General features: G+C 68.8%; 26 protein-coding genes. 6 read left to right on the top strand and 20 right to left on the bottom strand.

Features of this window, described 5'->3' with window-relative positions; genetic code table 11:
* Positions 1-101 precede the first annotated feature (101 nt).
* The gene (locus tag ACFY0U_RS25810; RefSeq protein ID WP_388639546.1) at positions 102-1133 is read right to left on the bottom strand and encodes a hypothetical protein; all 1032 of its coding nucleotides are present in this window, start codon (positions 1131-1133) and stop codon (positions 102-104) included.
* Complete coding sequence (locus ACFY0U_RS25805) at positions 1121-1777, bottom strand: hypothetical protein (RefSeq protein WP_388639544.1); 657 nt, start codon at positions 1775-1777, stop codon at positions 1121-1123. Before ACFY0U_RS25805 ends, ACFY0U_RS25810 begins: the two co-directional genes overlap by 13 nt.
* 276 nt (positions 1778-2053) lie before the next feature.
* On the opposite strand from ACFY0U_RS25805, the gene ACFY0U_RS25800 reads away from it, so the two are divergent.
* A complete protein-coding gene (locus tag ACFY0U_RS25800; RefSeq protein ID WP_388639646.1) occupies positions 2054-2419 on the top strand; it encodes a DUF192 domain-containing protein in 366 nt (121 codons plus the stop codon).
* A 21-nt stretch (positions 2420-2440) separates the two neighbouring features.
* On the opposite strand, the gene ACFY0U_RS25795 is transcribed toward ACFY0U_RS25800, so the two are convergent.
* Positions 2441-2605, bottom strand: a complete 165-nt coding sequence (locus tag ACFY0U_RS25795) for a hypothetical protein (RefSeq protein WP_388639543.1) — start codon at positions 2603-2605, stop codon at positions 2441-2443.
* Positions 2596-2874 (bottom strand): hypothetical protein, encoded by a 279-nt coding sequence (locus ACFY0U_RS25790; RefSeq protein WP_388639541.1) that lies wholly within the window; start codon positions 2872-2874, stop codon positions 2596-2598. The genes ACFY0U_RS25795 and ACFY0U_RS25790 overlap by 10 nt, the downstream gene beginning before the upstream one ends.
* Before the next feature lie 152 nt (positions 2875-3026).
* Between ACFY0U_RS25790 and ACFY0U_RS25785 the strand changes: the two genes are divergently transcribed.
* Positions 3027-3500, top strand: coding sequence for a carboxymuconolactone decarboxylase family protein (locus ACFY0U_RS25785; protein WP_388639539.1), 474 nt, complete (start codon positions 3027-3029; stop codon positions 3498-3500).
* A 61-nt stretch (positions 3501-3561) separates the two neighbouring features.
* Here ACFY0U_RS25785 and ACFY0U_RS25780 read toward each other — a convergent pair whose 3' ends face one another.
* The 14 genes from ACFY0U_RS25780 to ACFY0U_RS25715 form a co-directional block, all read right to left on the bottom strand.
* Positions 3562-4194, bottom strand: a complete 633-nt coding sequence (locus tag ACFY0U_RS25780) for an OmpA family protein (protein ID WP_388639537.1) — start codon at positions 4192-4194, stop codon at positions 3562-3564.
* Positions 4195-4201: 7 nt separating this feature from the next.
* Positions 4202-4780, bottom strand: a complete 579-nt coding sequence (locus ACFY0U_RS25775) for a hypothetical protein (RefSeq protein ID WP_388639535.1) — start codon at positions 4778-4780, stop codon at positions 4202-4204.
* A 34-nt stretch (positions 4781-4814) separates the two neighbouring features.
* Positions 4815-5414: a pilus assembly protein TadG-related protein gene (locus ACFY0U_RS25770; protein ID WP_388639644.1), complete on the bottom strand. Its 600-nt coding sequence runs from the start codon at positions 5412-5414 to the stop codon at positions 4815-4817.
* Complete coding sequence (locus ACFY0U_RS25765; RefSeq protein WP_361480188.1) at positions 5411-5563, bottom strand: hypothetical protein; 153 nt, start codon at positions 5561-5563, stop codon at positions 5411-5413. The genes ACFY0U_RS25770 and ACFY0U_RS25765 overlap by 4 nt, the downstream gene beginning before the upstream one ends.
* Before the next feature lie 119 nt (positions 5564-5682).
* On the bottom strand, positions 5683-6495 hold the full coding sequence (locus ACFY0U_RS25760; RefSeq protein ID WP_388639534.1) for a response regulator: 813 nt from the start codon (positions 6493-6495) through the stop codon (positions 5683-5685).
* A gap of 56 nt (positions 6496-6551) precedes the next feature.
* Positions 6552-7895, bottom strand: a complete 1344-nt coding sequence (locus tag ACFY0U_RS25755; protein ID WP_388639533.1) for a sensor histidine kinase — start codon at positions 7893-7895, stop codon at positions 6552-6554.
* A 21-nt stretch (positions 7896-7916) separates the two neighbouring features.
* Positions 7917-8804, bottom strand: coding sequence for a DUF5936 domain-containing protein (locus ACFY0U_RS25750; RefSeq protein WP_388639532.1), 888 nt, complete (start codon positions 8802-8804; stop codon positions 7917-7919).
* A gap of 14 nt (positions 8805-8818) precedes the next feature.
* The gene (locus tag ACFY0U_RS25745; protein WP_388639531.1) at positions 8819-9763 is read right to left on the bottom strand and encodes a type II secretion system F family protein; all 945 of its coding nucleotides are present in this window, start codon (positions 9761-9763) and stop codon (positions 8819-8821) included.
* Positions 9764-9773: 10 nt separating this feature from the next.
* Positions 9774-11111 carry a CpaF family protein gene (locus tag ACFY0U_RS25740; protein WP_388639530.1) on the bottom strand — a complete coding sequence of 446 codons (1338 nt, stop codon included), beginning with the start codon at positions 11109-11111 and terminating at the stop codon, positions 9774-9776.
* 12 nt (positions 11112-11123) lie between these two features.
* The gene (locus ACFY0U_RS25735) at positions 11124-11489 is read right to left on the bottom strand and encodes a TadE/TadG family type IV pilus assembly protein (protein ID WP_388639528.1); all 366 of its coding nucleotides are present in this window, start codon (positions 11487-11489) and stop codon (positions 11124-11126) included.
* A 1-nt stretch (position 11490) separates the two neighbouring features.
* On the bottom strand, positions 11491-11814 hold the full coding sequence (locus ACFY0U_RS25730; protein WP_388639642.1) for a pilus assembly protein: 324 nt from the start codon (positions 11812-11814) through the stop codon (positions 11491-11493).
* Positions 11815-11873: 59 nt separating this feature from the next.
* Positions 11874-13127 (bottom strand): CpaE family protein, encoded by a 1254-nt coding sequence (locus ACFY0U_RS25725; RefSeq protein WP_388639526.1) that lies wholly within the window; start codon positions 13125-13127, stop codon positions 11874-11876.
* A gap of 7 nt (positions 13128-13134) precedes the next feature.
* Positions 13135-13842: a Flp pilus assembly protein CpaB gene (gene cpaB, locus ACFY0U_RS25720; RefSeq protein WP_388639525.1), complete on the bottom strand. Its 708-nt coding sequence runs from the start codon at positions 13840-13842 to the stop codon at positions 13135-13137.
* A 40-nt stretch (positions 13843-13882) separates the two neighbouring features.
* Entirely contained in the window at positions 13883-14734 is an 852-nt protein-coding gene (locus tag ACFY0U_RS25715) for a hypothetical protein (protein ID WP_388639523.1), read from the bottom strand.
* A 270-nt stretch (positions 14735-15004) separates the two neighbouring features.
* On the opposite strand from ACFY0U_RS25715, the gene ACFY0U_RS25710 reads away from it, so the two are divergent.
* From ACFY0U_RS25710 to ACFY0U_RS25700, 3 genes are all read left to right on the top strand, one after another.
* Positions 15005-16693: a chitinase gene (locus tag ACFY0U_RS25710; protein ID WP_388639522.1), complete on the top strand. Its 1689-nt coding sequence runs from the start codon at positions 15005-15007 to the stop codon at positions 16691-16693.
* A 339-nt stretch (positions 16694-17032) separates the two neighbouring features.
* Positions 17033-17542: a SigE family RNA polymerase sigma factor gene (locus ACFY0U_RS25705; RefSeq protein WP_388639520.1), complete on the top strand. Its 510-nt coding sequence runs from the start codon at positions 17033-17035 to the stop codon at positions 17540-17542.
* 88 nt (positions 17543-17630) lie between these two features.
* Positions 17631-18902: a hypothetical protein gene (locus ACFY0U_RS25700; protein ID WP_388639518.1), complete on the top strand. Its 1272-nt coding sequence runs from the start codon at positions 17631-17633 to the stop codon at positions 18900-18902.
* On the opposite strand, the gene ACFY0U_RS25695 is transcribed toward ACFY0U_RS25700, so the two are convergent.
* Together ACFY0U_RS25695 and ACFY0U_RS25690 are read right to left on the bottom strand one after the other, a co-directional pair.
* Entirely contained in the window at positions 18878-20203 is a 1326-nt protein-coding gene (locus tag ACFY0U_RS25695) for an Nramp family divalent metal transporter (protein WP_388639516.1), read from the bottom strand. The two genes, ACFY0U_RS25700 and ACFY0U_RS25695, sit on opposite strands and share 25 nt — an antisense overlap.
* Before the next feature lie 169 nt (positions 20204-20372).
* Positions 20373-20858, bottom strand: a complete 486-nt coding sequence (locus tag ACFY0U_RS25690) for an ATP-binding protein (protein ID WP_388639514.1) — start codon at positions 20856-20858, stop codon at positions 20373-20375.
* Between the two features lie 243 nt (positions 20859-21101).
* On the opposite strand from ACFY0U_RS25690, the gene ACFY0U_RS25685 reads away from it, so the two are divergent.
* Positions 21102-22451: a M14 family metallopeptidase gene (locus tag ACFY0U_RS25685; protein ID WP_388639512.1), complete on the top strand. Its 1350-nt coding sequence runs from the start codon at positions 21102-21104 to the stop codon at positions 22449-22451.
* Positions 22452-22492: the final 41 nt, after the last annotated feature.

Below are 22492 nucleotides of genomic sequence, written 5' to 3'. Positions count from 1 at the left end.
TCTCGCAGGGGGGTGACTCTAGTCGTTCCACTTGTGAACCAGAGCCGAGGTGCCTGCGCTTCCATGAGGGCAGGCACCTCACATCGGACCGTCCCCGCTGCTCAGCGGTTGACGGCCTGGATCTCCTGTACGACGACGTCCTGTGTGGCACCGAAGCTGCCGTCGGGCAGGTCGCCGCCGGGGCCGTTGGTGCTGGTCCACTCGATCTTCCAGGTGACCGTTGCCCTGAGGGGGTAGGTGTCGTCGCCGGAGGAGCGCAGGTACTTCACTCCGCAGGGTGGTGTTTCGTCGGCCTTGCCCTTGGCGTAAGGCTCGCCGATGCGGCCGTTGTTGATCTCGCAGACGCCGGAGGCCGGGTAGGTCACGGCGTCCGAGGTGCCGGGTTCGATCTTGAGTGAGACCGGTTCGGCGGTCGCGGTCGCGTCGATGCCGATGATGGGGACGGAGGCGGTGACGGAGACCGGCTTGAACTCGGCGCCGTCGAGCCAGGACCAGGTCGGGAGGTTGACCTTGGTCGCGTTCGCGGGGGCCAGGGTCACCTTGGTGCCGGGGACGCGGATCTCGTTGTAGGCGAGTTCGGCGAGGATCTCCGGGGTGACGGCGTTCTCCATGTCGGCGGGCGGGGCGTCGCCGGTGTCGACCCAGAAGGGGCCGTCGTCACAGGCGTCCCAGCCCGGTGGGTAGCTCTTGTCGACGTACGAGTCCCACCAATAGCCCTTGCCCGTCTTGTCCTTGTTGAACGCCTTCTCTTCGTCGTTGGCGTTGTACTTCTTCCGCTGCTCGGCATCCCATTCGGCGCCTGTCGATCCCGCCTCCCAGATCGGCTCCATGTACTTCTGGAGCTGCTCCGGGGTGTACTTCGGGGCGTACCAGCAGGCAGGGGGCGTCCAGGAGGTGGTCGCCTTCAGCGCGCCCGTCGAGCCGCCGCTGCCGTTCTTCGAACGGTCGAAGACAACGCCGCCGGCAGTCACGGAAAGGGTGTCGCCATCGAGATTCGCACCGCTGGGCTTGTCCGCCTCGTTCGCATTGCCGTTACCATCGCGCTCGGCAAAGGCCGTGTGCGAAACGAATGTGGTTGCGCACGTGAGTGCGAGAACCGTGGCAGTCCTCGCCAAATGCCTTAGGGCTGGCACGCCTTGTTCCCCCTGTTCGACACAATGTCAGTGGTCTGCCAGACACCGTCGGCGTTCTTGGTGAGGCTGGTGTTGTACAGCACGTATGCATTTGCCGTCGCCGGTGACCTGTCGACCTTTCCGGTCTTCCTGTCCTTGATGTAGGACTTGCTTTCATCCGAGCAGTAGGTGACGTAGGCCTTGCTGCCCCCTGAGAGGGTCACCTTGTAGTTGAAGTACCGGGTCTCACCGACCCACGTCTCGTCATCGCCGATGTACTTCTGCACGTATGTGATGTACGCGCTCAAAGCCTTGTCAGCGTTGTAGAAGCCGAGCGCCTTCGTACCTGTACTCTTCTCGAAAATCGCTTCGTCGACGGAGTTGGTGCTCAGCGTGCTGTCGGCGAGAGCGGCATCCTTCGCGGCATTGCCGGTCTTCTCGTACTCGAAGACGTTCTTGGCGTCGGAAGGGAAAGTGATCTTCGGGCGGCCCTCGGAGGCCGAAGCGCTCGGGCTGGGGGACTGTGATGTCTTGCCGGTGTCGGCTCCCGCGATCTTGTCGTTGTCCTTGTCCTTGGAGCTGTCGTCGCTTCCGCACGCGGACAGCGTCAGGGCCGCGGTGGCGGTCAGGGCTAGCGCTGCGAGCAGCGTGGGGCGGCGGTTCACGGTCGGCTCCCGGTGAGGCGAGGCTTCTCTTGAGCGAAGCAACGCTATCCAGGGGGCAGCGGCGACACCAGGGTTACGGTTGTCAAGGGGCGGGGTATATGGGGCCAAATCGGCCTTGCGTGACCCTACTTGAGCCGTAACGGTTGGATAACGCGTGGTGAGCGGGTGGTTCCAGTTATGAACTCGCAAAGGCCGCCACCGGGCGCCTGCCGGTACGTACCGTTTGCGGGAGTGGCTAGCCGGGTGTGCGTGGTGAGCGATGGGGGTGGTTCGGGCATGGGGCGGTTGCGGGATGGGCGGGGGACGTTGGTCGTCCACGGGGAACCGGCCGGTGTTTCCGTTCCGTTGGAGATCGCCGCGTCCTATCGCGCCCGTACCAAAGGGTTGTTGGGGCGGGATTCCGTGGACGGGGCGATCCTGCTGTCGCCTGCCAGCGGGGTGCACACCTTTCGTATGCGCATGCCCATCGATGTCGCCTACCTCGACCGCCACCTCGTCGTCACCGCCGTACGCACCATGAGGCCCGGCCGGCTGGGGGCGCCCCGGCTGCGTTCGAGGCATGTGCTGGAGGCGGAGGCCGGAGCCATGGCGGGGTGGGGGCTGCGGCCGGGAGTACGGGTGACCGTGTCCCCCGAGGGGTGACTGACGGCGCCGGTCCCGGGTTCAGCCGTGGCCGCGCTCACCTGGGGCGTGCTTCGGGCGGTGGGCGTAGCGGAAGAGGGTTTCCGTGAAGAGGATCTCCAGGCCCTGGGCTCGTAGGCGGTGCTTGTACTCGTTCGCCGCCAGGCTGCTGACCGTCGCCCGGTGGCCCATCCATGTCAGCTCCACGTCGCTGTAGTCACCTGGGACGTGATGAGGAGCAGGAAGAACGCGCACACCGCGTCGAAGGCGTACGGCGGTGCCTCGTACGTGCGTGCGTCGGCCAGCTCGAACCGGGCCCCGGGACCTGCGCCCCTTGCGCCCCGCGGCAGCCGCGCCGTCAGCACCGCAGCGCCGCCCGCTGCCCGCTGCCCGGCCAGGCCCTCGACGGCCTGCTCGTAACCAGTTCCCAGCGCGTCGAACACCGTCGCCGCCCCCTCCGACACTTGATCATCCACGTGGGGACCCCCCTCTCCCCCGGCAGATCAAACCTGAGGGAGCACCCCGACGCCCCAGGAGACGCGCGTCACATTCAGGGGGTGTCACATCTCGGTGGGGTCGTTCCGTCTAGGGGGTGTAGGCATCGACACCAACGCCACAGGAGCTCACCATGGAAGCCCGCCTCAACCTCTTCGGTAACCCGCTCGCCGGCAAGGTCATCCGGTACGTCAACTCGGCGGGCAAGGCGGTCGCGGACTCGACTCTGCCGCACTCGACGGCGGAGCTCGTCAAGCTCCGCGCCAGCCAGATCAACGGCTGCGGGTTCTGCACCGACATGCACACCAAGGACGCGGTCGCCGCCGGCGAGACCCACGAGCGTCTCCACCTCGTCGCCGCCTGGCGTGAGGCCAAGGTGTTCACCGACGCCGAGCGCGCCGCGCTGGAGCTGGCCGAGGAGGGCACCCGTATCGCCGACGGGGCCGGCGGTGTCAGCGACGAGGTCTGGGCGAACGCCCAGAAGTACTACGACGAGGAGCAGTTGGCCGCGCTGATCGCCACCATCGCCCTCATCAACATGTACAACCGCTTCAACGTCATCATCCAGCAGCCCGCCGGTGACTACCAGCCCGGCATGTTCGGCTGACCGAACGACGATCGGCCGTTCTTCCGGCGCCGGGGAGCTCTCCTCCCCGGCGCCTCGCCGTTCAGCTGTCCGTACGCGGGAAAGAGACCTCGACCCGTCGGTTCTTCTTCCTGCCGGCCTCCGTCGAGTTGTCGGAGATCGGGTACTGCTCGCCGTATCCACGCACCTCGTACGTGATGTTCGCGTCGTTCAGCTCTGATTCCAGGACGTCCTGTACGGCGTTGGCCCGCTGCTTCGACAGCACATCGCCGTGGGCGGAGGTGCCCAGGTTGTCCGTGAAGCCGAAGACGCGGATCTTCGTCGCGTTCTGCTTCTTGATCTCGTCCGCGATCGCCGCGATACGAGCCTTCGACTCGCCGCTGAGCTTCGCGCTGTCCTTGCCGAACAGGACCTCCGCCTGGAGGGCGAACTTGACGTCGGCGTTGGTGTCCTCCCGGCGTTCCTCGCCGGACTGGTCCTCCACGACCTGCTTGATGTCCAGGACCTTGGGTTCGGCCAGGGTCGCGCCCTCGGGGAGCTTCAGGTCGGGGTCGTTGGCGTCCACCTTCACGGGGGCCGCGGCGGTGGCCTCGGTCCCGGGGGGAACGCTCGGCGTCTCGTCGGCCTCGGCCGTCGTCGCGACGAAGAGGTTCGTGGCGAGCATGACCGACGCGGCGGTGAGGGTCAGGGCGAGGCGGGGTGGGGTGAGGGTCATCGGGGCCTCACCCGGAGATCGTGATGGTGGCGGCTGCGAAGGTGGGCAGCTGGAAGGTGACCTCGCCCGTGTCGGCGGGCGGTGCGGGGAACTGCATGAAGACGGGGATGGAATCGCCGGCCTTGATCCGCGGCATACCCGTCGTGGTCAGCGGGCGCCCGTCGGTATCACGCAGCACGTAGTAGCGCTTCTTGCTCGCGGAGTCCACGAGGGTTGCTCCACCCAGCGACGTCCCGTGCCTGATGATCTCGGTCTCGTCGCCCGATGTCCGCACGGAGACACGTGCTGCCTCGGCACCGTCGTTCTTCATCTCACCGCTCACGGTGACGAACCCGCCCGAGTCCCTCTGGGCAGAGGTGATTTCGAGGATCAGCCCGTCCTCGCCCTTGAGCTCGGCGAGGGGCTCGTCCGTCCCCTCCTGCGCACTCGGATTGGACCCGGTGTCCTTGGAAGCCGACGCCGACGCCTCCGGCTTCTTGTCGTCGTCGCCCCCACCGCCGCAGCCGGCCACGCCGACGGCCAGTCCAGCCGCAACAGTCAGTGCGACCATCCCCCTGCGGGCCTTCGTAGTGAACCGAATGCTCATGACTCCGCTTCCTTCATCCCTTGTCGTTCGCTTGTCAGTCGGCCAGATGAACTTCGAAGAGGTCCTCGGGCTCCGGCAGGACGGTGAGATCGGCCGGGTCCAAGTCCCAGTCCCTGTCCTTGCAGGTGAGTTGGGGCAATACGTTGCCCCCGGTACCCGCGCCAGGGAGATCGAACGTGCAGAGAGGTTCGATCACTGCCCGGGCGGACGCCCTCGCATACTTGTTCTCCGTGCCGGGGACGATGGAGTCCCCCACCGGTTCGTCCGTCTCCACTTCGACGTCGTACGCCAGGAGTCCCGTCAGCTGACAAACCTCTACATGCGCGTCGTTCTGCGCCGCCAGCTCATAAGCCCGGCCGCACGAGGGAGTCAGACCTGGCACGTTGCCGTCGAAGACGTCCTGCCATTTCGTCGGGTCGAGTACGACCTCCACCCACTTGCCCGCGAGTTGGTCCCGGGTGTCCTGGGCAGCCGCGAGCGCTGCCGCGTCCGCTGCCGTCTGGGCGCCGTTCCGGTTTGCCGCGGCCTGGCCGACCGCAAGATAGGCGAACGCAAGAAAGAGCAGGCCCGCCACCACCGTGATGTAGATGGGGAAGGCCTGCCCTGCGTCGCCGTACGGGGACCGCCTGATCAGCCGATGACTTCGTCGATCTTCTCCACGATGGCGTCGTAGATCTGTTGACCGATATCCGTCCCCGTAATCGCCAACACGATCGCCACAACCACCGCAATGATCCCCAGGTACTCGACCGCGGTCTGTCCCTCGTCGTTCCAGTTCCGCATGGCGTTGCCCTCCGTTGTCCGTGGTGGGGGCAACGTATGAGGTGGCGCATGGCTTCGCGGAGGGTCCCTGGGCCCAACTGTGGGCCCAATTCCGTTTTCCCTTCCCCCCAGTCCTCATCTCAGGTCACCCCTAGCCACTTCGCGGCCGCCTCGGCGCGGCTGGTGCTGTGGAGTTTGGCGAAGATGCGGTTGATGTGGTTCTTGACGGTCTTCTCGCTGATGAAGCAGGTGGCGGCGATCTGTTGGTTGGTCATGCCGGACGCGATGTGGTCCATGATCTCCGCCTCCCTTGCGCTCAGTTGGAACCGTGACTTGTCAGACTGTGCCACAACTGGTTGCAGTTGCGAAAGGTGTTTCGCAGAAATCAGTGGGGGCTTGGGTTGGTGCCGGGTGTAATCGTGTGCAGTCGCACTGTCTTCTTTGGTCTGCCGCAGCCTGGCCACCAGCGCGTCCGCCGCTGTCGGCGTGAAGTGGGCGCGGCCGTTCTTGATGTTCCGCACGGCGTCGACCAGTTGGTCCGCGGTGAACTCGCCGTGGACGAGGTAGCCGCCGGCGCCCCGGCGCAGGGCCTCGTGGACGATCTCCGACTCCCTGCTGTAGGTGAGCATCACCACCGGGGCGATCCGGACCAGGTGCGGGAGGGCCGAGAGGCCGTCGACGCCGGGCATGCGGACGTCGAGGAGGATCACGTCGGGGTGGTGGGCCAAGGCCTCCTCGTAGGCCTGGCGGCCGTCCGCGGCCTCCGCGACGACCGTGATGTCCTCGCGGCCGGAGAGGAGGGCGGTGAGGCCCGCTCGGACGACGGGGTTGTCGTCCGCCACCACGACCCGCAGGGCGGTCGGTGGTGCGGGGGGCGGGAAGTCTTCGAACGGGTCGTGGGGCGGTGGCTGCTTCGCGCCGGGGTGGGGATGGGGAGTCGTCTGGTCCGGCATCTGCGGCCTCCTCTCGTCGTCTCGCGTGGCGTGGGGGACTTGTGCGGCGTGCGGCGTCATACGTGTGCTGCCAGCGGGAGTTCCAGGCGGACCTCCGTGCCCTTGGGGTGGGTGCCGCGGCCGATGCGGATGCGGGCGCCGACGGAGGCGGCTCGTTCGACCATGCCCACCAGGCCGAAGTGGCCTGTCCTGCGGAGTTGTTCGAGGGTGGTGCCGGGGGGCAGGCCCCGGCCGTCGTCGTAGACGCTCACGCACAGGAGGCCGCCGTGGACTCCCGCGCTCACGTCCACGCGGGTCGGGGACGCGTGGCGGTGGGCGTTCTCCAGTGCTTCCGTGGCGATGGTGAGGAGTTGGCGGGCCACGGCCGGCGGGATGGTCGGCACCTCCTTCCCGCCTGTGGGGTGGTAGGTGGCCGCGAGGTTTGTGCGGGTGCCGAAGTCCCTTGTGCGGGCCGCCAGTTCCGTCAGTACGTCGGTGGCGTGGTCGGGGTCCGTCTCCCGGCGCAGGTCCGCCAGGAGTTCGCGGGATTCGGCCGCTGCCCGGCGGGCCGAGCGGGCCACCAGCTCCGCCTGTTCCTTGACCAGCGTGGGGTTCATGCGGTCGGCCGAGCCTGCCAGGCCGTCCGCCGCTAGGGCCACGCCGTAGAGGGTCTTGGCCACCGAGTCGTGCATCTCCCGTGCCAGGCGGGCCCGTTCCTCGGCGATCGCCTCCGTGACGGCCAGGCGGGCCTGGACCTCGGTCAGGGCCTGGGTGGCGGCGCCGAAGCGGAACATGAGGTTGCGCAGGGCCGAGCCGACGGCGCCGGCGATGACGCAGAGGCCGGGGAGGAGGAGGCGTTCGGCGACGGTGGTCGCCGGGTTCTGTGTCGTCGCGTAGACCAACAGGAAGATCAGGGACTGGAGGCTCGCGAAGATCGCGGCGCCTCGCCAGCCGTAGACGATGCCGGCGAGGAGGGGGGTGCAGACGCTGACGTAGGCGAGGGTGGTGTCGGGGCCCGCGGAGATGAGGAGCAGGGAGCCGAAGAGGGTGTCCGCGGCGAGGAGGGTGGGGTGGCGCAGGAGGAGGGGGCCGAAGCGTTCCCAGTCCCTGAAGAGGACGTAGGAGCCCATGAAAGTGACGACGACTGCGGCGCCTACGAGGCGGGCGCCCAGGCCCGGGTTGGCGTTGAGGAGGGCGGAGGGGGCGGCGAGGGCGATCATGGCCAGGCGGAAGCCGAAGACTTGGCGGGCCAGGGCTTGTAGGGCGTTCACCTGGAGCTGGAGGGGGATGGCGGGTGCGTCGGCCTGTGCGGGTGCGCCACCCGTACTACTTTCGTCGTCGGGTGCGGGTGGCCCCTGTGGGGCGCCTCCACCGTCGGCGGCCCACCCTTCGTGCGTGGCGACAGGCCGTTCCCCGGTCATCGACATCCTCCTCACCGCCCCCTAGTCACCCGTGATCGAGCCGAAGTCCGTCCCCGAGCCCAGCAGCAGGCCCGCGCCCAGGAGGATCATCGTGGCCGGGACCATGAACGTGGTGATCATCATCGTGGCCTTGGGGACCGCGCGGGCGGCCTTGCGGCGGGCGTTCTGGGCGTCGGTGCGGCGCATGTCCTTGGCGAGGGCGACGAGGGTGTCGACGATCGGGGCGCCCAGTTCCTCGCCCTGCTGGAGCGCGGTGACGAACATGGCCACCTGTTCGGAGTCGTTGCGGCGGCGCAGTTCCTGGAAGGCCTGGCGGCGGCTCATGCCGAGGTCCATCTGGCGCAGGGTGATGCGGAGTTCGTCGGCCCAGGGGCCCTCGTACTTCGTCGCCACCCGGTCCAGCGCCTGCCGGAAGCCCAGGCCCGCGCTGACCACGACCGCGAGGACGTCGAGGAAGTCCGGCAGGGTCCGCTCGATGACGTCCTTGCGGATCCGGATCGCCGACCAGATGCCGACCTCCGTCCAGAACGCCCCGAAGGCGAACAGCAGCAGGGCCACGAGGAACTGTCCGCGCATCACGAAGACCAGGCCGCCGAAGCCGCCCAGGAAGCCGTAGACCGCGCGGCGGGCCGCGTAGCGGTCGATGGTCAGGCCGCCGGGGTTGCCGGCCAGGTCGATCCTGCGGCGGTACTTCGCCACCTGCTTGGGGCCCATCAGGCGCAGCACGGCGGGTGCGTAGCGCATCCCGAGCCGGTCGATCAGCGAGTCCACCGCGCCGGTGCGCGTCGCGCCGACCTCCAGGGCGAGGACGAGGTCGCCGGGGAGTTTCGCGTCCGCCCGGTACATACGGATCCCGGCGAAGATCCCCCAGACCCCGAGGCCCATCAGCAGGGCGAGAAGAAGTGCCATCTGCGTACGCCCCCTCAGACGTCGATACGGGACAGTCGGCGGATCAGGACGAACCCCACCGCGTAGAGCGCGAAGGCGACGATCACGGCCGCCTGACCGGCCGGGGAGCCCGTCATACGGTCCAGGGCGCCGTCCTTCACGCCGTTCATCAGGAAGAGGGAGCCCACTCCGAGGACCGGGACGGCGTACGACGTCATGTTGACCTGTGCCAGTTGCGTACGGACCTCCCGTCGCGTCTCCTTGCGCTCCTCCAGCGTCTCCGTCAAGTTGCGCAGCGCGCCCACCACTTGGCCGCCCGCCCGGTTGGAGAGCACCAACGTCGTGACCAGGACGACCAGTTCGCGCGACGGCAGCCGATCCGCCATCTCCCCCAGCGCGTCGTCCAGGGAGGCGCCCAGCGCCAGCTGGTTGGCCACCTTGCCCAGTTCCTCACCGGCCGGTGCCTCCAGTTCCTCCGCCGCCATGCCGATCGCGGTGCGCAGGGCCAGGCCCGCCTGGGTGGCGTTGGCCAGGATCCGGGAGAGTTCCGGGAGTTGGTTGATGAACTTCTCGATGCGCTTCTGGCGCTGCCAGTTCAGGAACTGCACGGCCACCCAGATGCCGAGCAGACCGGCGAGGGGGCCGAAGAAGGGGGCCAGGGCCGCCTGGCCGATCAGGAACAGGCCGGCCACCGTGGCCATCATGTAGACGAAGAACTCGCCCGGGGTGACGTCCAGGCCGGTCGCCGCCAGCCTCAGCTCCAGTTTCCGGCCGAGCTTGGTGCGGCGCAGCCGGCGGTCCAGGGTCGGGAAGCGGCGCCGACGGCCGCCCGCCGATATCTGGCCCGTGGCCGAGAGGCGGTCGACCAGGGCCTGGCGCTGGGCCTTGCCCATGGCGTACGCGTGCAGGCCCACGACGGCGAGGACGCAGGTCAGCAGGGCGATGCCCGTCGTGAGCGTGATCAGCGAGTCGAGTTCCATCGGGCGGTACCTACCTGGCTTCTCGGGTCGTCAGTTCGAGCGCGGACTGGGCCACGCCGAAGGCCTGGGGGATCGGCTGGCTCGCCATGTAGAGGCGGTCCGCGGTACGGCGTGGGAGCGGGAAGTACTCGAAGGTGCCGTAGACGCGGCCGTCCGCCGCCATGGGCTGGGCGTGGAAGCGGGCCGCCGTCGCCAGGCGGTAGGGCTCGGCGCCGTAGCTGTCGAGGAGGGCGATCTCCGTGATGCGGCGGGCTCCGTCGGGGAACCGGGTCAGCTGGATGATCACGTCGAGCGCGCTGTTGATCTGGTCGTGCAGCGCCTCGAAGGGGACGCCGACCTCGGACATGGACGCCAGGGTCTTCAGCCGCATCAGGGCGTCCTCCGTGCTGTTCGCGTGGACGGTCGCCAGTGAACCGTCGTGGCCCGTCGACATCGCCTGGAGCATGTCCAGGGACTCGCCGCCGCGGACCTCACCGACGACGATCCGGTCCGGGCGCATCCGCAGCGAGTTGCGGACCAGGTCGCGGATGGTGATCTGGCCCTTGCCCTCGACGTTCGGCGGGCGGGACTCCAGGCGGATCACATGCGACTGCTGGAGCTGGAGTTCCGCGGAGTCCTCGATGGTGATGATGCGCTCGCGCTCCGGGATCAGCCCCGACAGGGCGTTGAGCAGGGTCGTCTTCCCGGTGCCCGTGGCGCCCGACACGATGATGTTGAACTTCGCCTGCACCAGGCCCGCGAGGAGGTAGAGCATGTGCTCGTCCAGCGAGCCGAGGCCGATCATCTCCTGGAGGGTGAAGGAGCGCGGGAAGCGGCGGATCGTCAGGGTCGCGCCCGTCAGCGACAGGGGCGGGATGATGACGTTCACGCGCTCGCCGGACGGGAGGCGGGCGTCGACCATGGGGTTCGACTCGTCCACACGCCGGTTGACCGTCGAGACGATCCGCTCGATGGTCTGCATCAGCTGGTCGTGGGAGGGGAAGCGGAGCGGCAACTGCTCGACCCGGCCGCCGCGTTCGACGAAGATCGCGTCCGGGCCGTTCACCATGATCTCGGTGATGGACGCGTCCTCCAGGAGCGGCTCCAGGATGCCGAGGCCCAGCGCCTCGTCCACGACCCTGCGGATCAGCTGCGAGCGCTCGACCGTCGACAGCACGGGGCCCTCGCGGCTGATGATGTGCCCGAGCACCCGCTCCAGACGGGCCCTGCGCTCGGCGGCCGCCAGCGAGCTCATCTCCGCGAGGTCGATCTCCTCCAGGAGCTTGGCGCGGTACGAGGCGACCAGGTGGCCGTCCTCGCCCCGGCTGCCGTTCTCCTCGGGGGTGCTGATGCGGGCCCGGAGACTCATGGGGTACCTCGTTCAGTGGTCGAGCGGCATGGTGGCGGTCTTCTGCGCGGGGTCGAAGTCCCAGCCCGGGACGATCGAGGGGATCTGGACCGTGGCGGTGACGGTGACCTCGTCGCCGCCCTGCGCGGCGGAGCAGGTGACCGACAGCCAGTCGCTGACCGCGGTCGTACAGCCCTGCTGGGCGCTCTTCTCCAGCGAGGCCGCCCGCGCGCCCGCCCGGGCCGCCGTACCCGCCTGCTGTGCCGTGTAGGCGATGAGCCCGATCTGTACGCCGGCCATGGCGACGAGGATCAGGATCGGGATGAACCCGAGGTATTCGATGGCGACCTGGCCGAGATCGGCACGTCGGCGGTCGCGGACTTTCCCGTCGTACGACATCTCAGTCCGTCTCCTCCTCCACCGCTCCCGCGTGGCCCTCGACCGTGAACGGGAACCCGATCGCGCCCGGGAAGAGGACGGGGACCTGGAGTTCGACGTCGGCGGTGACATAGCCGCCGCCGGTGCCGCACTCCACGGTGCCGTTCCACGCGTCCGGCAGCTTCTCCAGGCCTGCCGCCTCGCACGCGCCCTGCCGCTCCCCCGGACTCGCCGCCGTCCCCGCCCGTACCGCCTCGTCCGCAGCATTCCCCGCCAGCGTGAACGTGTACCCCACCAGCACGAACTGCCACAGCAGCACCAACGTGATGATGATCAGCGGGGTCATGCCCAGGAACTCGATGGTGACCTGACCGGAGTCCCGCCTTCTGATGTCCCCGAGCCGCCTCACGGCCCCAGCTCCCTGCGTCGGCGGAAGCCCACCGCGGCCCGGTCGCCCCTGGACCGGCCGCCCTTGTGCGCTCCCTCGGCCGGCTTGACCAGGCCCAGCTCCCCCGCGAGCGCCCACAGCGCCTGCTTCACGACGCTCTTGTGGTCGAGCTCGTGGACGCGTCCGGCGTCCACGACCGATTGCAGTTCCTTGAAGTTGGCGGGGATCGCCACCCCCGCGACCGGTGTGCCGGTGATCTTGCGGACCAGCGAGGGCTGGATCTCGGTGCCGCGTGTGTGCCGGTTGACGACCACCGTGGTCTCCTCGGCCTTGCGGATCTGGAGCCGGTCCCACATGCGGACGGTCCGTTTGGCGCCGCGTACCGCGATGACGTCGGGGGTGGTGACGAGCAGGGCCGTGTCGGTCATCTCGACGGCCGCCGCGCCGGCGCCGCCGATCTGGGCGCCGCAGTCGATGACGACGACCTCGTAGCGCGAGCGCAGGGCGCTGACGATCTGGCGGACGGCCCGGTCGGTGACCTCCTCGCCGCGTTCGCCCTCGCCGGGGGCGAGCAGCAGGGCGAGCCCGGTGTCGTGGCGGAAGACGGCGTCGGCCAGCACGCGGGGCGAGATGTCGGTGATGGTGGCGAGGTCGGCCACCGAGCGGCGGAACTGGACGTCCAGGAAGGAGGCGATGTCCCCGGTCTGGAGGTCGAGGTCGACCAGGGCGGTGCTGCGGCCGGACGCCTGGGCGGCGAGGGCGAGTTGGATGGAGGTGAGGGTCGTGCCCACTCCGCCTTTCGCGCCGCTGACCGTGACGACCGTGCCGCCGACGCCGGTGAACACGTCGACGGTGCCGCCCAGATGACGCCGTACGCCCACCGACCACTGGGCGACCGCCTGGACGCGGCTGGCGAGTTCCTCGTAGCTCACGGGCAGCGCCACCAGTCCGCGTGCCCCGTAGTCCATGGCGGCCTGGAAGAGGCCGGGGCTGGCGTCGGAGGTGACGAGGATGACGCCGACCGCGGGGAAGCGCAGGGCGACCTCGCGGATCAGCTCCAACGCCGGGACCGGGCCGATGCGTTCGTGGACGACCACGACCTCGGGCAGTTCGTCGAAGGACTCGGCGGCCAGGCGCGCGAGGGTGTCGACGAGCTGGGTGGAGTCGACGACCGGGGCCACCGGTTCGGCGTCCGGGAGCTGGCTGAGCAGGGTGGTGATGGAGCGGACCGCGTCCGCGTCGCCTACCGCCGGCAGGATCCTCGTGGGCATACGGCTCTCACTTGTCCTTCGCGAGTTCGTACGTGCGGTCCTGCTCGGGGACGGTGCCGGTCTCGCCCGGCGCGACCAGTGCGAGCCGGACGCGCTTGGCGAAGGACTCGGCGTACGTGATGCGCTGGGCGTCGATGGCGGAGAGCGCGAAGGTGATGGGGACGGCCTCGGTGGCCTCGCGGGTGCGGTCGTCGGCGTCGGGCTGGAGCGGGGTGAGGTCGCCTACGTCGAGGACCTTGGCGTTGGTTACGATGATCTTGGACTGGTCGGGAGCACCCTCCCGCTCACCCTCGAAGGTGGCGTACACGTTGACGGTGGAGTTCGGCGTGATCTTGCCGGCCACACCGGTCGCCGCGTCGATCATGATGGCGACCTCTTGCTGCCCGGGCTGCAGAGCCGGCTGTGCCACGATCATGTCGCTCTGCAGCAGGGAGCCCTTCTTGAGGGCGGTGACCGCGATCTTGCCGTCGATCTCGCGCAGATCGCGGACCGCGTTGTCGGACAGCCACCGCTCGGGCATCTCGATCTTCTCGAACTGGGCCGCGCTCAGCGGTTTGTAGGGCTCCACGTTCGTCTTGAGCCGGTAGGCGGCGACCTCGGGGCCGACCTTGGACTCTGCGTCGTTGATGACGGACAGGACGCCGGCGAAGGCCGCGAGGGCGCAGACGGCCGACAGGATCAGGAGTATGACGCCGCGGCGCTGACGGGAGTTCATGAACCGGACAACCTCATTGGGGGATATCGGTCGACAGGGCTCACCCGGCGGTGAGTTGGTTCTGCTGGTTCTCGGTGAGCGGTGACGTGGCGGAACAGAACACACAGCGGTCGCCGATCACATCGATGCCGCACCAGTGGCAGGCGCCCTGGCGGACCGAGGCGACCAGTTGGTACAGGACCGAGAGATCGGGCAGGAACGAGCAGAACTCGATCACTTTCGGGGTGCCCCACCACGACGGCGACTCGGCGGGCAGCGGAGCCTCGCGCAGGCCCTGCGCGTTCCAGGACGGGGCGAGGGTGCCGGTGACCCAGTCGGACTGGAGCTGTCCCTTGGCGACCAGCATGGCGGTGGCGAACTCGGGGCCCTTCAGGGCGGCTTCGGGGCCGATGCGGACCAGTTGCGGTTCGGGGTGGGCGATCACACCGAACTGACTTCCCGGCACCCATGACTTGGCATGCGCCTTGAGGTCCACGGGAACGCGGTCGAGTTTGGTGACGGAGCCGAGGACCGCCCCGGCATGGATGTAGTGGGTGAGCAGCCGGCCCGCGGAGGCGAGCACGCCGGGGCTGAGGTCGCAGGAGGCGAGCTGCCTCAACTGGCGGGCCAGGACGGCCAGTCCGAGAGGTGGCAGATCGGGGCGGAACAGGGCGATGCGGTCGCTCTCCAGGAGGGACCGTACGGTGTGCAGGCGTCGCTCGACCGCCTTGGGTATCGCCTTGGAGCAGACGACGATCACATGGCCGTGCTGGTCGACGAGCGACTGGAGGACCGCCAGCGAGCGCTCCAGCGGTTCCTTGTCGAGGTCCGCCAGGACGGTCGCGGGCACGGTCCGCTCGTCCTGCGGCGGCAGCGCCATGTCGGCACCGGTCACGGCAATGGCAGTTGGCACGCGCAGCTCCCCGTTCCCATGCCCCGCCGGCCCGACCGGCGTTACTCCGGCACACCCAGTCGACTTCACTGCGTGACTACGTCAGCACTCTAGCCACGCCCATGTGACCGGAGAACAGCGTTTCTTCAGCTGATGGCAACTGTTTTTGCGCAAGGTTCCCCAAATCAGGGCGGATTGCATACGCCGATGCCCCGTGGAGAACCCGTGAAAGCCGCAAAGATGGTCTGGACCTATTGACGGACACGATTGGTCTGGACCAGCCTGCTTGTCATGGCCATACTCAGACGACGCTCTGCTCGCTTCTGGTCGGCAGCGGTTCTCGCAGCCCTCGCCCTCGGTGTGTCCGGCACAGGCCAGGCCTCCGCCGCGGATGTCAACAACGCCAAGAACGCCGGCTTCGAGTCCGGCCTGACGAACTGGACCTGTACGGCGGGCAGCGGGGCGACCGTCTCCTCGCCGGTGCACGGCGGCGCGGCCGCGCTGAAGGCGACGCCGGCCGGGCAGGACAACGCGAAGTGCACGCAGACGGTGGCGGTGAAGCCCGGGTCGACGTACTCGCTGAGCGCGTGGGTGCAGGGCGGGTACTCCTACCTCGGGGTGACCGGCACCGGTACGACGGACGTGTCGACGTGGACGCCCGACTCCTCGTCCTGGAAGCAGCTGTCGACGACCTTCACCACCGGGGCCTCGACGACCTCGGTGACGGTCTACACGCACGGCTGGTACGGACAGGCCGCGTACTACGCGGACGACGTCTCGGTGTACGGCCCCGACGGCGGCGGTGGCACCGACCCGGCACCGACGATCCCGGGGGCGCCGGGCGGCCTCGCGGTCTCCGGTACGTCGTCCTCGTCGGTGTCCCTGTCCTGGAACACGGTGTCCGGCGCGACCGGGTACAACGTCTACCGCGGTGGTACGAAGGTGACGGCGGTGACCGGCACGTCGGCGACCGTGACCGGGCTCGCGGCGTCCACGTCGTACTCCTTCCAGGTCACCGCGACCAACTCCGCGGGCGAGTCCCCGAAGTCGGCGGCGGTCACGGGGACGACGACGGCGACCCCGACCGGTCCGGCACTGCCCAAGCACGCCGTCACCGGCTACTGGCAGAACTTCAACAACGGGGCCGCCGTCCAGAAGCTCTCCGACGTCCAGTCCCAGTACGACATCATCGCGGTGGCCTTCGCGGACGCGACCACGACTCCGGGCGCGGTGACCTTCACCCTCGACTCGGCGGGGCTCGGCGGTTACACCGTCGACCAGTTCAAGGCGGACATCGCGGCGAAGAAGGCGGCCGGGAAGAAGGTCATCGTCTCGGTGGGCGGTGAGCGGGGCACGGTTTCCGTGAACGACTCGGCGTCGGCGACGAACTTCGCGAACTCGGTGTACTCGCTGATGCAGACGTACGGCTTCGACGGCGTGGACATCGACCTGGAGAACGGCCTCAACGCGACGTACATGACCCAGGCGCTGCGGTCGCTTTCCGCAAAGGCGGGCTCGTCCCTCGTCATCACGATGGCCCCGCAGACGATCGACATGCAGTCGACGTCGAACGCTTACTTCCAGACCGCGCTGAACGTGAAGGACATCCTCACCGTCGTCAACATGCAGTACTACAACAGCGGTTCGATGCTCGGCTGCGACGGCAAGGTGTACTCACAGGGCTCGGTCGACTTCCTGACCGCCCTCGCCTGCATCCAGCTGGAGGGCGGCCTCGCCCCGTCCCAGGTGGGCCTGGGCCTCCCGGCCTCGACGAGGGGCGCGGGCAGCGGGTACGTGTCCCCGACGATCGTGAACAACGCGCTGGACTGCCTGACCAAGGGCACGAACTGCGGCTCCTTCAAGCCGTCCAGGACGTATCCCGACCTGCGCGGCGCGATGACCTGGTCCACCAACTGGGACGCGACGGCGGGCAACGCGTGGTCGAACGCGGTGGGGCCGCACGTGCACGCGCTGCCGTAACGGACGTGACCGAGCGTGGGGGTGAGCACGCCGCTCCCACGCTCACCCCATCGGCCGGTAGTACCTCAACACCGCCGCCGGCCCCGCGAACCACTCCCCCCATGGGTTCCCGCGGCTTGGCCACGCATTCGTAGACGTGGACGACCGCGAGCATGGGGGACTTGCCGTTGGGGCTTGTCCTGTATCTCGGGTCCCCCGGGGTGGCGTGCCTGCCGTTTCGAGGGTCGAACTGAACGCCCCCGCGAGATCCCCTGCATCCGGTGTGAAACATTTCCGGGGCTCCACCGCATCAATGAAGTGAGAGCGCGAAGCAGGCGCACCCACGAGCAGGGGGAACACATGAGACAGGTCCTTGCGGACCAGTACGCGGAGTTCGCGGCGGCACGCGCGGGGCATTTGTACCGCTCCGCGTGCCTGCTCACCGCCGGGGACACGCATCTCGCCGAGGATCTGGTGCAGGAGACCCTGGGCCGGCTGTACATCAGCTGGCACCGGGTGGCCCGGGTCGGCAACCCCGCCGGGTACGCGCAGACCGTCCTCACCCGGGCGTTCCTCGCCCACCAGCGGCGCCGCAGCAGCAAGGAGCGCGCCACCGCCGAGTTCCCGGAGCAGGCCTACGCCGACCAGGGCGACGTCCCGCTGCGCCTCACGCTGCTCCAGGCGCTGGCCCGGCTGCCCGCCAAGGACCGGGCGGTGGTCGTGCTGCGCTACTGGGAGGACCGCTCGATCGAGGAGACCGCCGACGCGATGCACGCCAGTTCCGCCGCGGTCCGCACCCGCTGTACCCGCGCCCTCGGCCGGCTGCGGGAGCTGCTGGGCGAGGACCTCGGCGAGTACGCGCGCTTCTGACGGGCCCGCCCGTCCCCATGACCTCGCCTCACCTCACCCACACCTCTGACTTCTCATCCTTCACACCTCGGGGAAACGGTGGTTAGCCATGCCCGCTCAACAGCACAGTGATCCCTTCGAGGACCGCATCGTCGCCGAACTGCGCGATGTCGGCGGGCAGTTCGACGCCGACTCGCACGCACTCACCACTGCGGGGCTCGCCCGTGGCCGGCGGCTGCGGCTGCGGCGCCGGGCCGCCGTCGTGGGCGGCGCCGCCTCCCTCGCGCTCGTCGGGGTGGGCGGGGCGCTGCTCCTGCCCGGCGGCGGTACCGACCCGGACCCGTCCTCGGTGGCGTCGACGCCGAGCGCCTCGCCGACCGTGCCGCCCGTCTCCAGCCAGGAGCTGATCAGCACGCTCAAGGAGCAGCTCGGGTACGGCAAGTTCAGCCAGGAGACCGGTCGCGGTACGGCGGACTCGCCGTACGCGTGGCTCGTGTGGGACGACGGGGACGGGGGTTCGGTCGTCTCCGTGAGCCTCGAACGGGTCGAGGCGGGCAGCGAGAACGCCCGGCAGTTGACCGAGTGCCCGGACAAGACGTTCACGCCGTACGACAGTTGCACGACCAGCCGGCTGGAGAACGGCTCGGTGCTGAAGATCCTCCAGGGGTACGAGTATCCCGACAAGCGGGAGCCCACCAAGCTGTGGACCGCCGAACTGGTCACTCCGAGGGGCGAGCATGTCTCGGTGGCCGAGTGGAACGCCGAGGCCGAGAAGGGCTCGCCGGTCACCCGGGAGAACCCGCCGCTGGACGCCGCGGAGCTGAAGAAGCTGGTGACCGCGCCGGCGTGGCTGAAGGCGGTCGACGCCATTCCCAAGGAGGACAAGTCCTCGCTGGCCAGGCCGGAGGAGACGTCCGCTCCCAGCGGCGACATCCGCAAGGACCTCGCCTATCTCATGCCCGACGACGTCAAGGTGGTCTCCAGGGGCGGTGACGAGTCCGGGTGGGGCTATGTCGTCGTCGACGACGGCAAGGGCAAGAGCCTCGTCGAGATCAACGTGCAGCCGAACATGGGGGACCTTCTCGGCGAGAGCATCTTCGAGGGCTCCGAGGAGGTCGGCGACGGCACGGTGCTGATCACCCGCGAGGACGCCGGTGACAAGGACGTCTCGGGCGCGGTCAGGTGGACCGTCGACACGGTGCGGATCAACGGGCTGCGGGTCGTGATCAGCGCCCTCAACGCGGGCGGGCCGCACGACGCGCCGAGCCGTGACAAGCCCGCCCTGACGATGGAGCAGCTCAAGAAGATCGCGCTCAGCTCGAAGTGGGGGCCGAGCCGGGAAGAGGCGCTGACCGGTCAGAAGAACTCCGACCAGGGCTGATCCCAGATCTGCTTCACGCACAGCACCAGGAACAGCAGCCCGGCGATCACCAGCATGCCGTTGCTGACCAGGCCGTTGCGCCATTCGGCCGGGGTGCGCGAGGAGTTGAGGAGCCAGATCAGGGTGCCGGCCAGGAAGGGGAGGAAGGCCGCGCCCAGGACGCCGTAGAGGATGATCAGGCGGAAGGGCTGGCCCTGGAAGAGCAGGACGATGGGCGGGAAGGTCAGCCACAGCAGGTACGCGCGGAAGGGCCAGGAGCGTTCGCGCGCGCCGGAGGCGACCTCCTCGCCCGTTCCCGCGCTCTCGCCCGTGCCGCGGAAGCGGGCGACGAAGTCGGCGAACATCAGGCTCACGCCGTGCCAGACGCCGATGAGGGAGGTGTACGAGGTGGCGAAGAAGCCGATCAGGAAGAACTTGGCGGTCGCCGAGCCGTACTTGTCCTCCAGGATGTCGCTGAGCTGGATGAGCCCCTTGTCGCCGCTGGCGATGGCGATGTTGGCCGAGTGCAGCATCTCGGCGCCGACGAACAGCATGGAGATGACGAAGATGCCGGTGGTGGCGTAGGCGACGCGGTTGTCGAGCCGCATGACCTTCATCCAGCCGGTGTTGGTCCAGCCCTTGGCGTTGACCCAGTAGCCGTACGCGGCGAGGGTGATGGTGCCGCCGACGCCACCGATGAGGCCGAGGGTGTTGAGGATGGAGTCCTTCTCGTCGGGGAGGACGGGCAGCAGGCCCGCGAAGGCGTCCCCCAGGTTCGGGGTGACCCGGATGGCCAGGTAGACCGTGACCACGAACATGACGCCCACCAGGACCGTCATGACCTTCTCGAAGACCTCGTACTTGTTGAACCAGACGAAGACGAGACCGGTCAGACCGCAGGCGACGGCCCACCACTTGAGGTCCATCACGTCCGGGAAGAGGGCCTGGAGCGGGAGCGCGCTGGACGACATCGCGGCGGCGCCGTACACGAAGCCCCAGATCACCACGTAGGCGACGAAGAACCAGGAGGTCCAGCGGCCCAGGCTCGCCCAGCCGTCGAAGAGGGTGCGTCCGGTGGACAGATGCCAGCGGCCGGCGGCCTCGGCGAGGGAGATCTTGACGAGGCAGCCGATGACGGCGGCCCACAGGAGCGTGTAGCCGAAGTTGCTGCCCGCGATGAGCGTCGCGACCAGGTCTCCGGCGCCGACGCCGGTGGCCGCGACGACGATGCCGGGGCCGATGTACTTCCAACTGGACTTGCGGGGTTGGGGGTTGCCGGATGATGCCTGGGTGTCCGTGGGGTTGCCCGTGGTGTCCGCCATGCAGGTCAAGAAAGCCCAAAGCCGGCCGCCCGGCAAGAGGGCCTGCGTGGATCTTCACCCGATGCGCGTACTCGGGGGAAAGGGTCGGGCCCCGGCGGCTGGGCAAGCGCACCGGGGCCCGGGCTGTGGTTCCGGGGGGAGTTGAGTTGACGTATCCGGAACTCTCGGGTCAGAACGACTGTCGCCGACCACAGTCGTCGGACCCGCACGTGCCGAGCTCGAACCACACGGTCTTGCCCGGCCCGTCCTGATGGCAGCCCCAGCGCCGGGCAAGCGCATCCACCAGGAACATCCCTCGGCCGCTCTCCGCGGTGCCCGCCTGGAGCACCTGAGGGGTACGGCGGCCGACATCGGCGACCTCGCAGCGCAGCATGCCGTGCGAGGCGAACAGGGTGAGTCGGAAGCTGCTGGCCGAGTGCAGGAGGGCGTTGGTGGCCAGCTCGCTGACGAGCAGCTCGGCCGTGTCCACCAGGTCCTCCTGGTCCGCGAGGCCCCACCCCTCCAGCTGCCGGCGGACCGTGGCGCGGGCCTCTCGGACGGCTGCGGGACGGGGGGCGTACTCGGCGCTCAGATGGCCCGCCCCCAAGGGGGGTTGGGGGTACGGGGCGTACCGAGGATCGGGGTCCGGGAGGCGGCCCCCGGAGAGTCGCAGCATGGAAGCAGGATGTCCGCCGCAGCCGCGCCGCACACGGGGAGGAATACCCGATTCACTACCTAAGGACACCAGTTCGGGATCGGGCCAGGACGCCGGGTTCCGGCCATCGCGCCTTTATTGACTCTTGACCTGCTCATGCCATAGGCGCACGATGAGCGCCGCACCCGCACCTGTGAGTCACCTGTATCCCCACTTGCTTCAGGCCCGGAGACCCCGGAATCCCTGGAGAAACTAGGAGACTTCATGCGACTTCGCATACGAGGCTCAGGCGCCCTCGGCAAAAGACGTACCGCCGCCTTCGCCGTCCTGGTCGCCCTCGCGCTCGCGGCACCCCTCTCCCCGGGCGCGAGCGCCGACAGCACCACCAAGGCGGCCCCTTCGGCGGACGACATCCGCCAGTACGAGGTCCACACCCACGCCACGGTCAAGGAACGCTCGGCCCTCCAGCAGGCCGGCGTGGCCATCGACGAGGTGGACGACCACGGTGTCGTGATCTCCGGCCGGGCCGACCAGATCAAGAAGCTGCGCGCGCAGGGCTACGACATCACGGCGCTCGGCGCGGTCCCCGACCGGTCCTCCGCCGCGGACGGCGAGGTCGGGATCCTCGACTTCCCCTCGGCCGACTCGAGGTACCACAACTACGCGGAGATGACGAGCGAGATCAACTCGGTCGTCTCCGCCAACTCCTCCATCGCGAGCACGCGCGTGATCGGCACCTCGTACCAGGGCCGGAACATCGTCGCCATCAAGATCAGCGACAACGTGGCGACCGACGAGTCCGAGCCCGAGGTGCTGTTCACCCACCACCAGCACGCCCGTGAGCACCTCACCGTCGAGATGGCGCTGTACCTGCTCAACGAGCTGACCTCGGACTACGGCAGCGACTCCCGCGTGACCAACATGGTCAACAGCCGCGAGATCTGGATCATCCCGGACCTCAACCCCGACGGCGGCGAGTACGACGTGGCGACCGGCTCCTACCGCTCGTGGCGCAAGAACCGGCAGCCCAACTCCGGTTCCTCGTACGTCGGTACCGACCTCAACCGCAACTGGGCCTACCGGTTCGGCTGCTGCGGCGGCTCGTCCGGGTCGACGTCCTCGGAGACCTACCGCGGCACGGCGGCCGAGTCGGCGCCCGAGGTCAAGGTCGTCGCCAACTTCGTCCGCAGCCGGGTCGTCGGCGGCGTGCAGCAGATCAAGGCCGGCATCGACTTCCACACGTACAGCGAACTGGTGCTGTGGCCCTACGGGTACACGACCGCGGACACGGCCACCGGCATGACGGCCGACGACCGCAACGCCTTCGCCACGGTCGGCGGGAAGATGGCCGCGAGCAACGGCTACACACCCGAGCAGTCCAGCGACCTGTACATCACCGACGGATCGATCGACGACTGGCTGTGGGGCAGCCAGAAGATCTTCGGGTACACCTTCGAGATGTACCCGTCGTCGAGCGCCGGGGGCGGCTTCTACCCGCCCGACGAGGTGATCGTGCGGGAGACCGCGCGCAACCGGGACGCGGTGCTCCAGCTGCTGGAGAACGCCGACTGTATGTACCGGTCCATCGGCAAGGAGGCGCAGTACTGCGGTTAGGAGTGGACAGGTTGGCGGGGTGCGGGGGCGGCCGGTGATGG

The sequence above is a fragment of the Streptomyces sp. NPDC001536 genome (assembly GCF_042894505.1).
Lineage (GTDB): Bacteria > Actinomycetota > Actinomycetes > Streptomycetales > Streptomycetaceae > Streptomyces.
This window is presented reverse-complemented; position numbering and strand designations above follow the sequence as displayed.

Excerpts from the sequence above, each read along its gene's own strand:
- ACFY0U_RS25750 (WP_388639532.1), bottom strand. The coding sequence starts at position 8,804 with ATGGCACTTCTTCTCGCCCTGCTGATGGGCCTCGGGGTCTGGGGGATC.
- ACFY0U_RS25695 (WP_388639516.1), bottom strand. The coding sequence starts at position 20,203 with ATGGCGGACACCACGGGCAACCCCACGGACACCCAGGCATCATCCGGC.
- ACFY0U_RS25690 (WP_388639514.1), bottom strand. The coding sequence starts at position 20,858 with ATGCTGCGACTCTCCGGGGGCCGCCTCCCGGACCCCGATCCTCGGTAC.
- ACFY0U_RS25735 (WP_388639528.1), bottom strand. The coding sequence starts at position 11,489 with ATGTCGTACGACGGGAAAGTCCGCGACCGCCGACGTGCCGATCTCGGC.
- ACFY0U_RS25780 (WP_388639537.1), bottom strand. The coding sequence starts at position 4,194 with ATGACCCTCACCCCACCCCGCCTCGCCCTGACCCTCACCGCCGCGTCG.
- cpaB (WP_388639525.1), bottom strand. The coding sequence starts at position 13,842 with ATGAACTCCCGTCAGCGCCGCGGCGTCATACTCCTGATCCTGTCGGCC.
- ACFY0U_RS25785 (WP_388639539.1), top strand. The coding sequence starts at position 3,027 with ATGGAAGCCCGCCTCAACCTCTTCGGTAACCCGCTCGCCGGCAAGGTC.
- ACFY0U_RS25705 (WP_388639520.1), top strand. The coding sequence starts at position 17,033 with ATGAGACAGGTCCTTGCGGACCAGTACGCGGAGTTCGCGGCGGCACGC.
- ACFY0U_RS25765 (WP_361480188.1), bottom strand. The coding sequence starts at position 5,563 with ATGCGGAACTGGAACGACGAGGGACAGACCGCGGTCGAGTACCTGGGG.
- ACFY0U_RS25760 (WP_388639534.1), bottom strand. The coding sequence starts at position 6,495 with ATGCCGGACCAGACGACTCCCCATCCCCACCCCGGCGCGAAGCAGCCA.
- ACFY0U_RS25710 (WP_388639522.1), top strand. The coding sequence starts at position 15,005 with ATGGCCATACTCAGACGACGCTCTGCTCGCTTCTGGTCGGCAGCGGTT.
- ACFY0U_RS25775 (WP_388639535.1), bottom strand. The coding sequence starts at position 4,780 with ATGAGCATTCGGTTCACTACGAAGGCCCGCAGGGGGATGGTCGCACTG.
- ACFY0U_RS25740 (WP_388639530.1), bottom strand. The coding sequence starts at position 11,111 with ATGAGTCTCCGGGCCCGCATCAGCACCCCCGAGGAGAACGGCAGCCGG.
- ACFY0U_RS25800 (WP_388639646.1), top strand. The coding sequence starts at position 2,054 with ATGGGGCGGTTGCGGGATGGGCGGGGGACGTTGGTCGTCCACGGGGAA.
- ACFY0U_RS25755 (WP_388639533.1), bottom strand. The coding sequence starts at position 7,895 with ATGACCGGGGAACGGCCTGTCGCCACGCACGAAGGGTGGGCCGCCGAC.
- ACFY0U_RS25685 (WP_388639512.1), top strand. The coding sequence starts at position 21,102 with ATGCGACTTCGCATACGAGGCTCAGGCGCCCTCGGCAAAAGACGTACC.
- ACFY0U_RS25730 (WP_388639642.1), bottom strand. The coding sequence starts at position 11,814 with ATGACCCCGCTGATCATCATCACGTTGGTGCTGCTGTGGCAGTTCGTG.
- ACFY0U_RS25725 (WP_388639526.1), bottom strand. The coding sequence starts at position 13,127 with ATGCCCACGAGGATCCTGCCGGCGGTAGGCGACGCGGACGCGGTCCGC.
- ACFY0U_RS25745 (WP_388639531.1), bottom strand. The coding sequence starts at position 9,763 with ATGGAACTCGACTCGCTGATCACGCTCACGACGGGCATCGCCCTGCTG.
- ACFY0U_RS25700 (WP_388639518.1), top strand. The coding sequence starts at position 17,631 with ATGCCCGCTCAACAGCACAGTGATCCCTTCGAGGACCGCATCGTCGCC.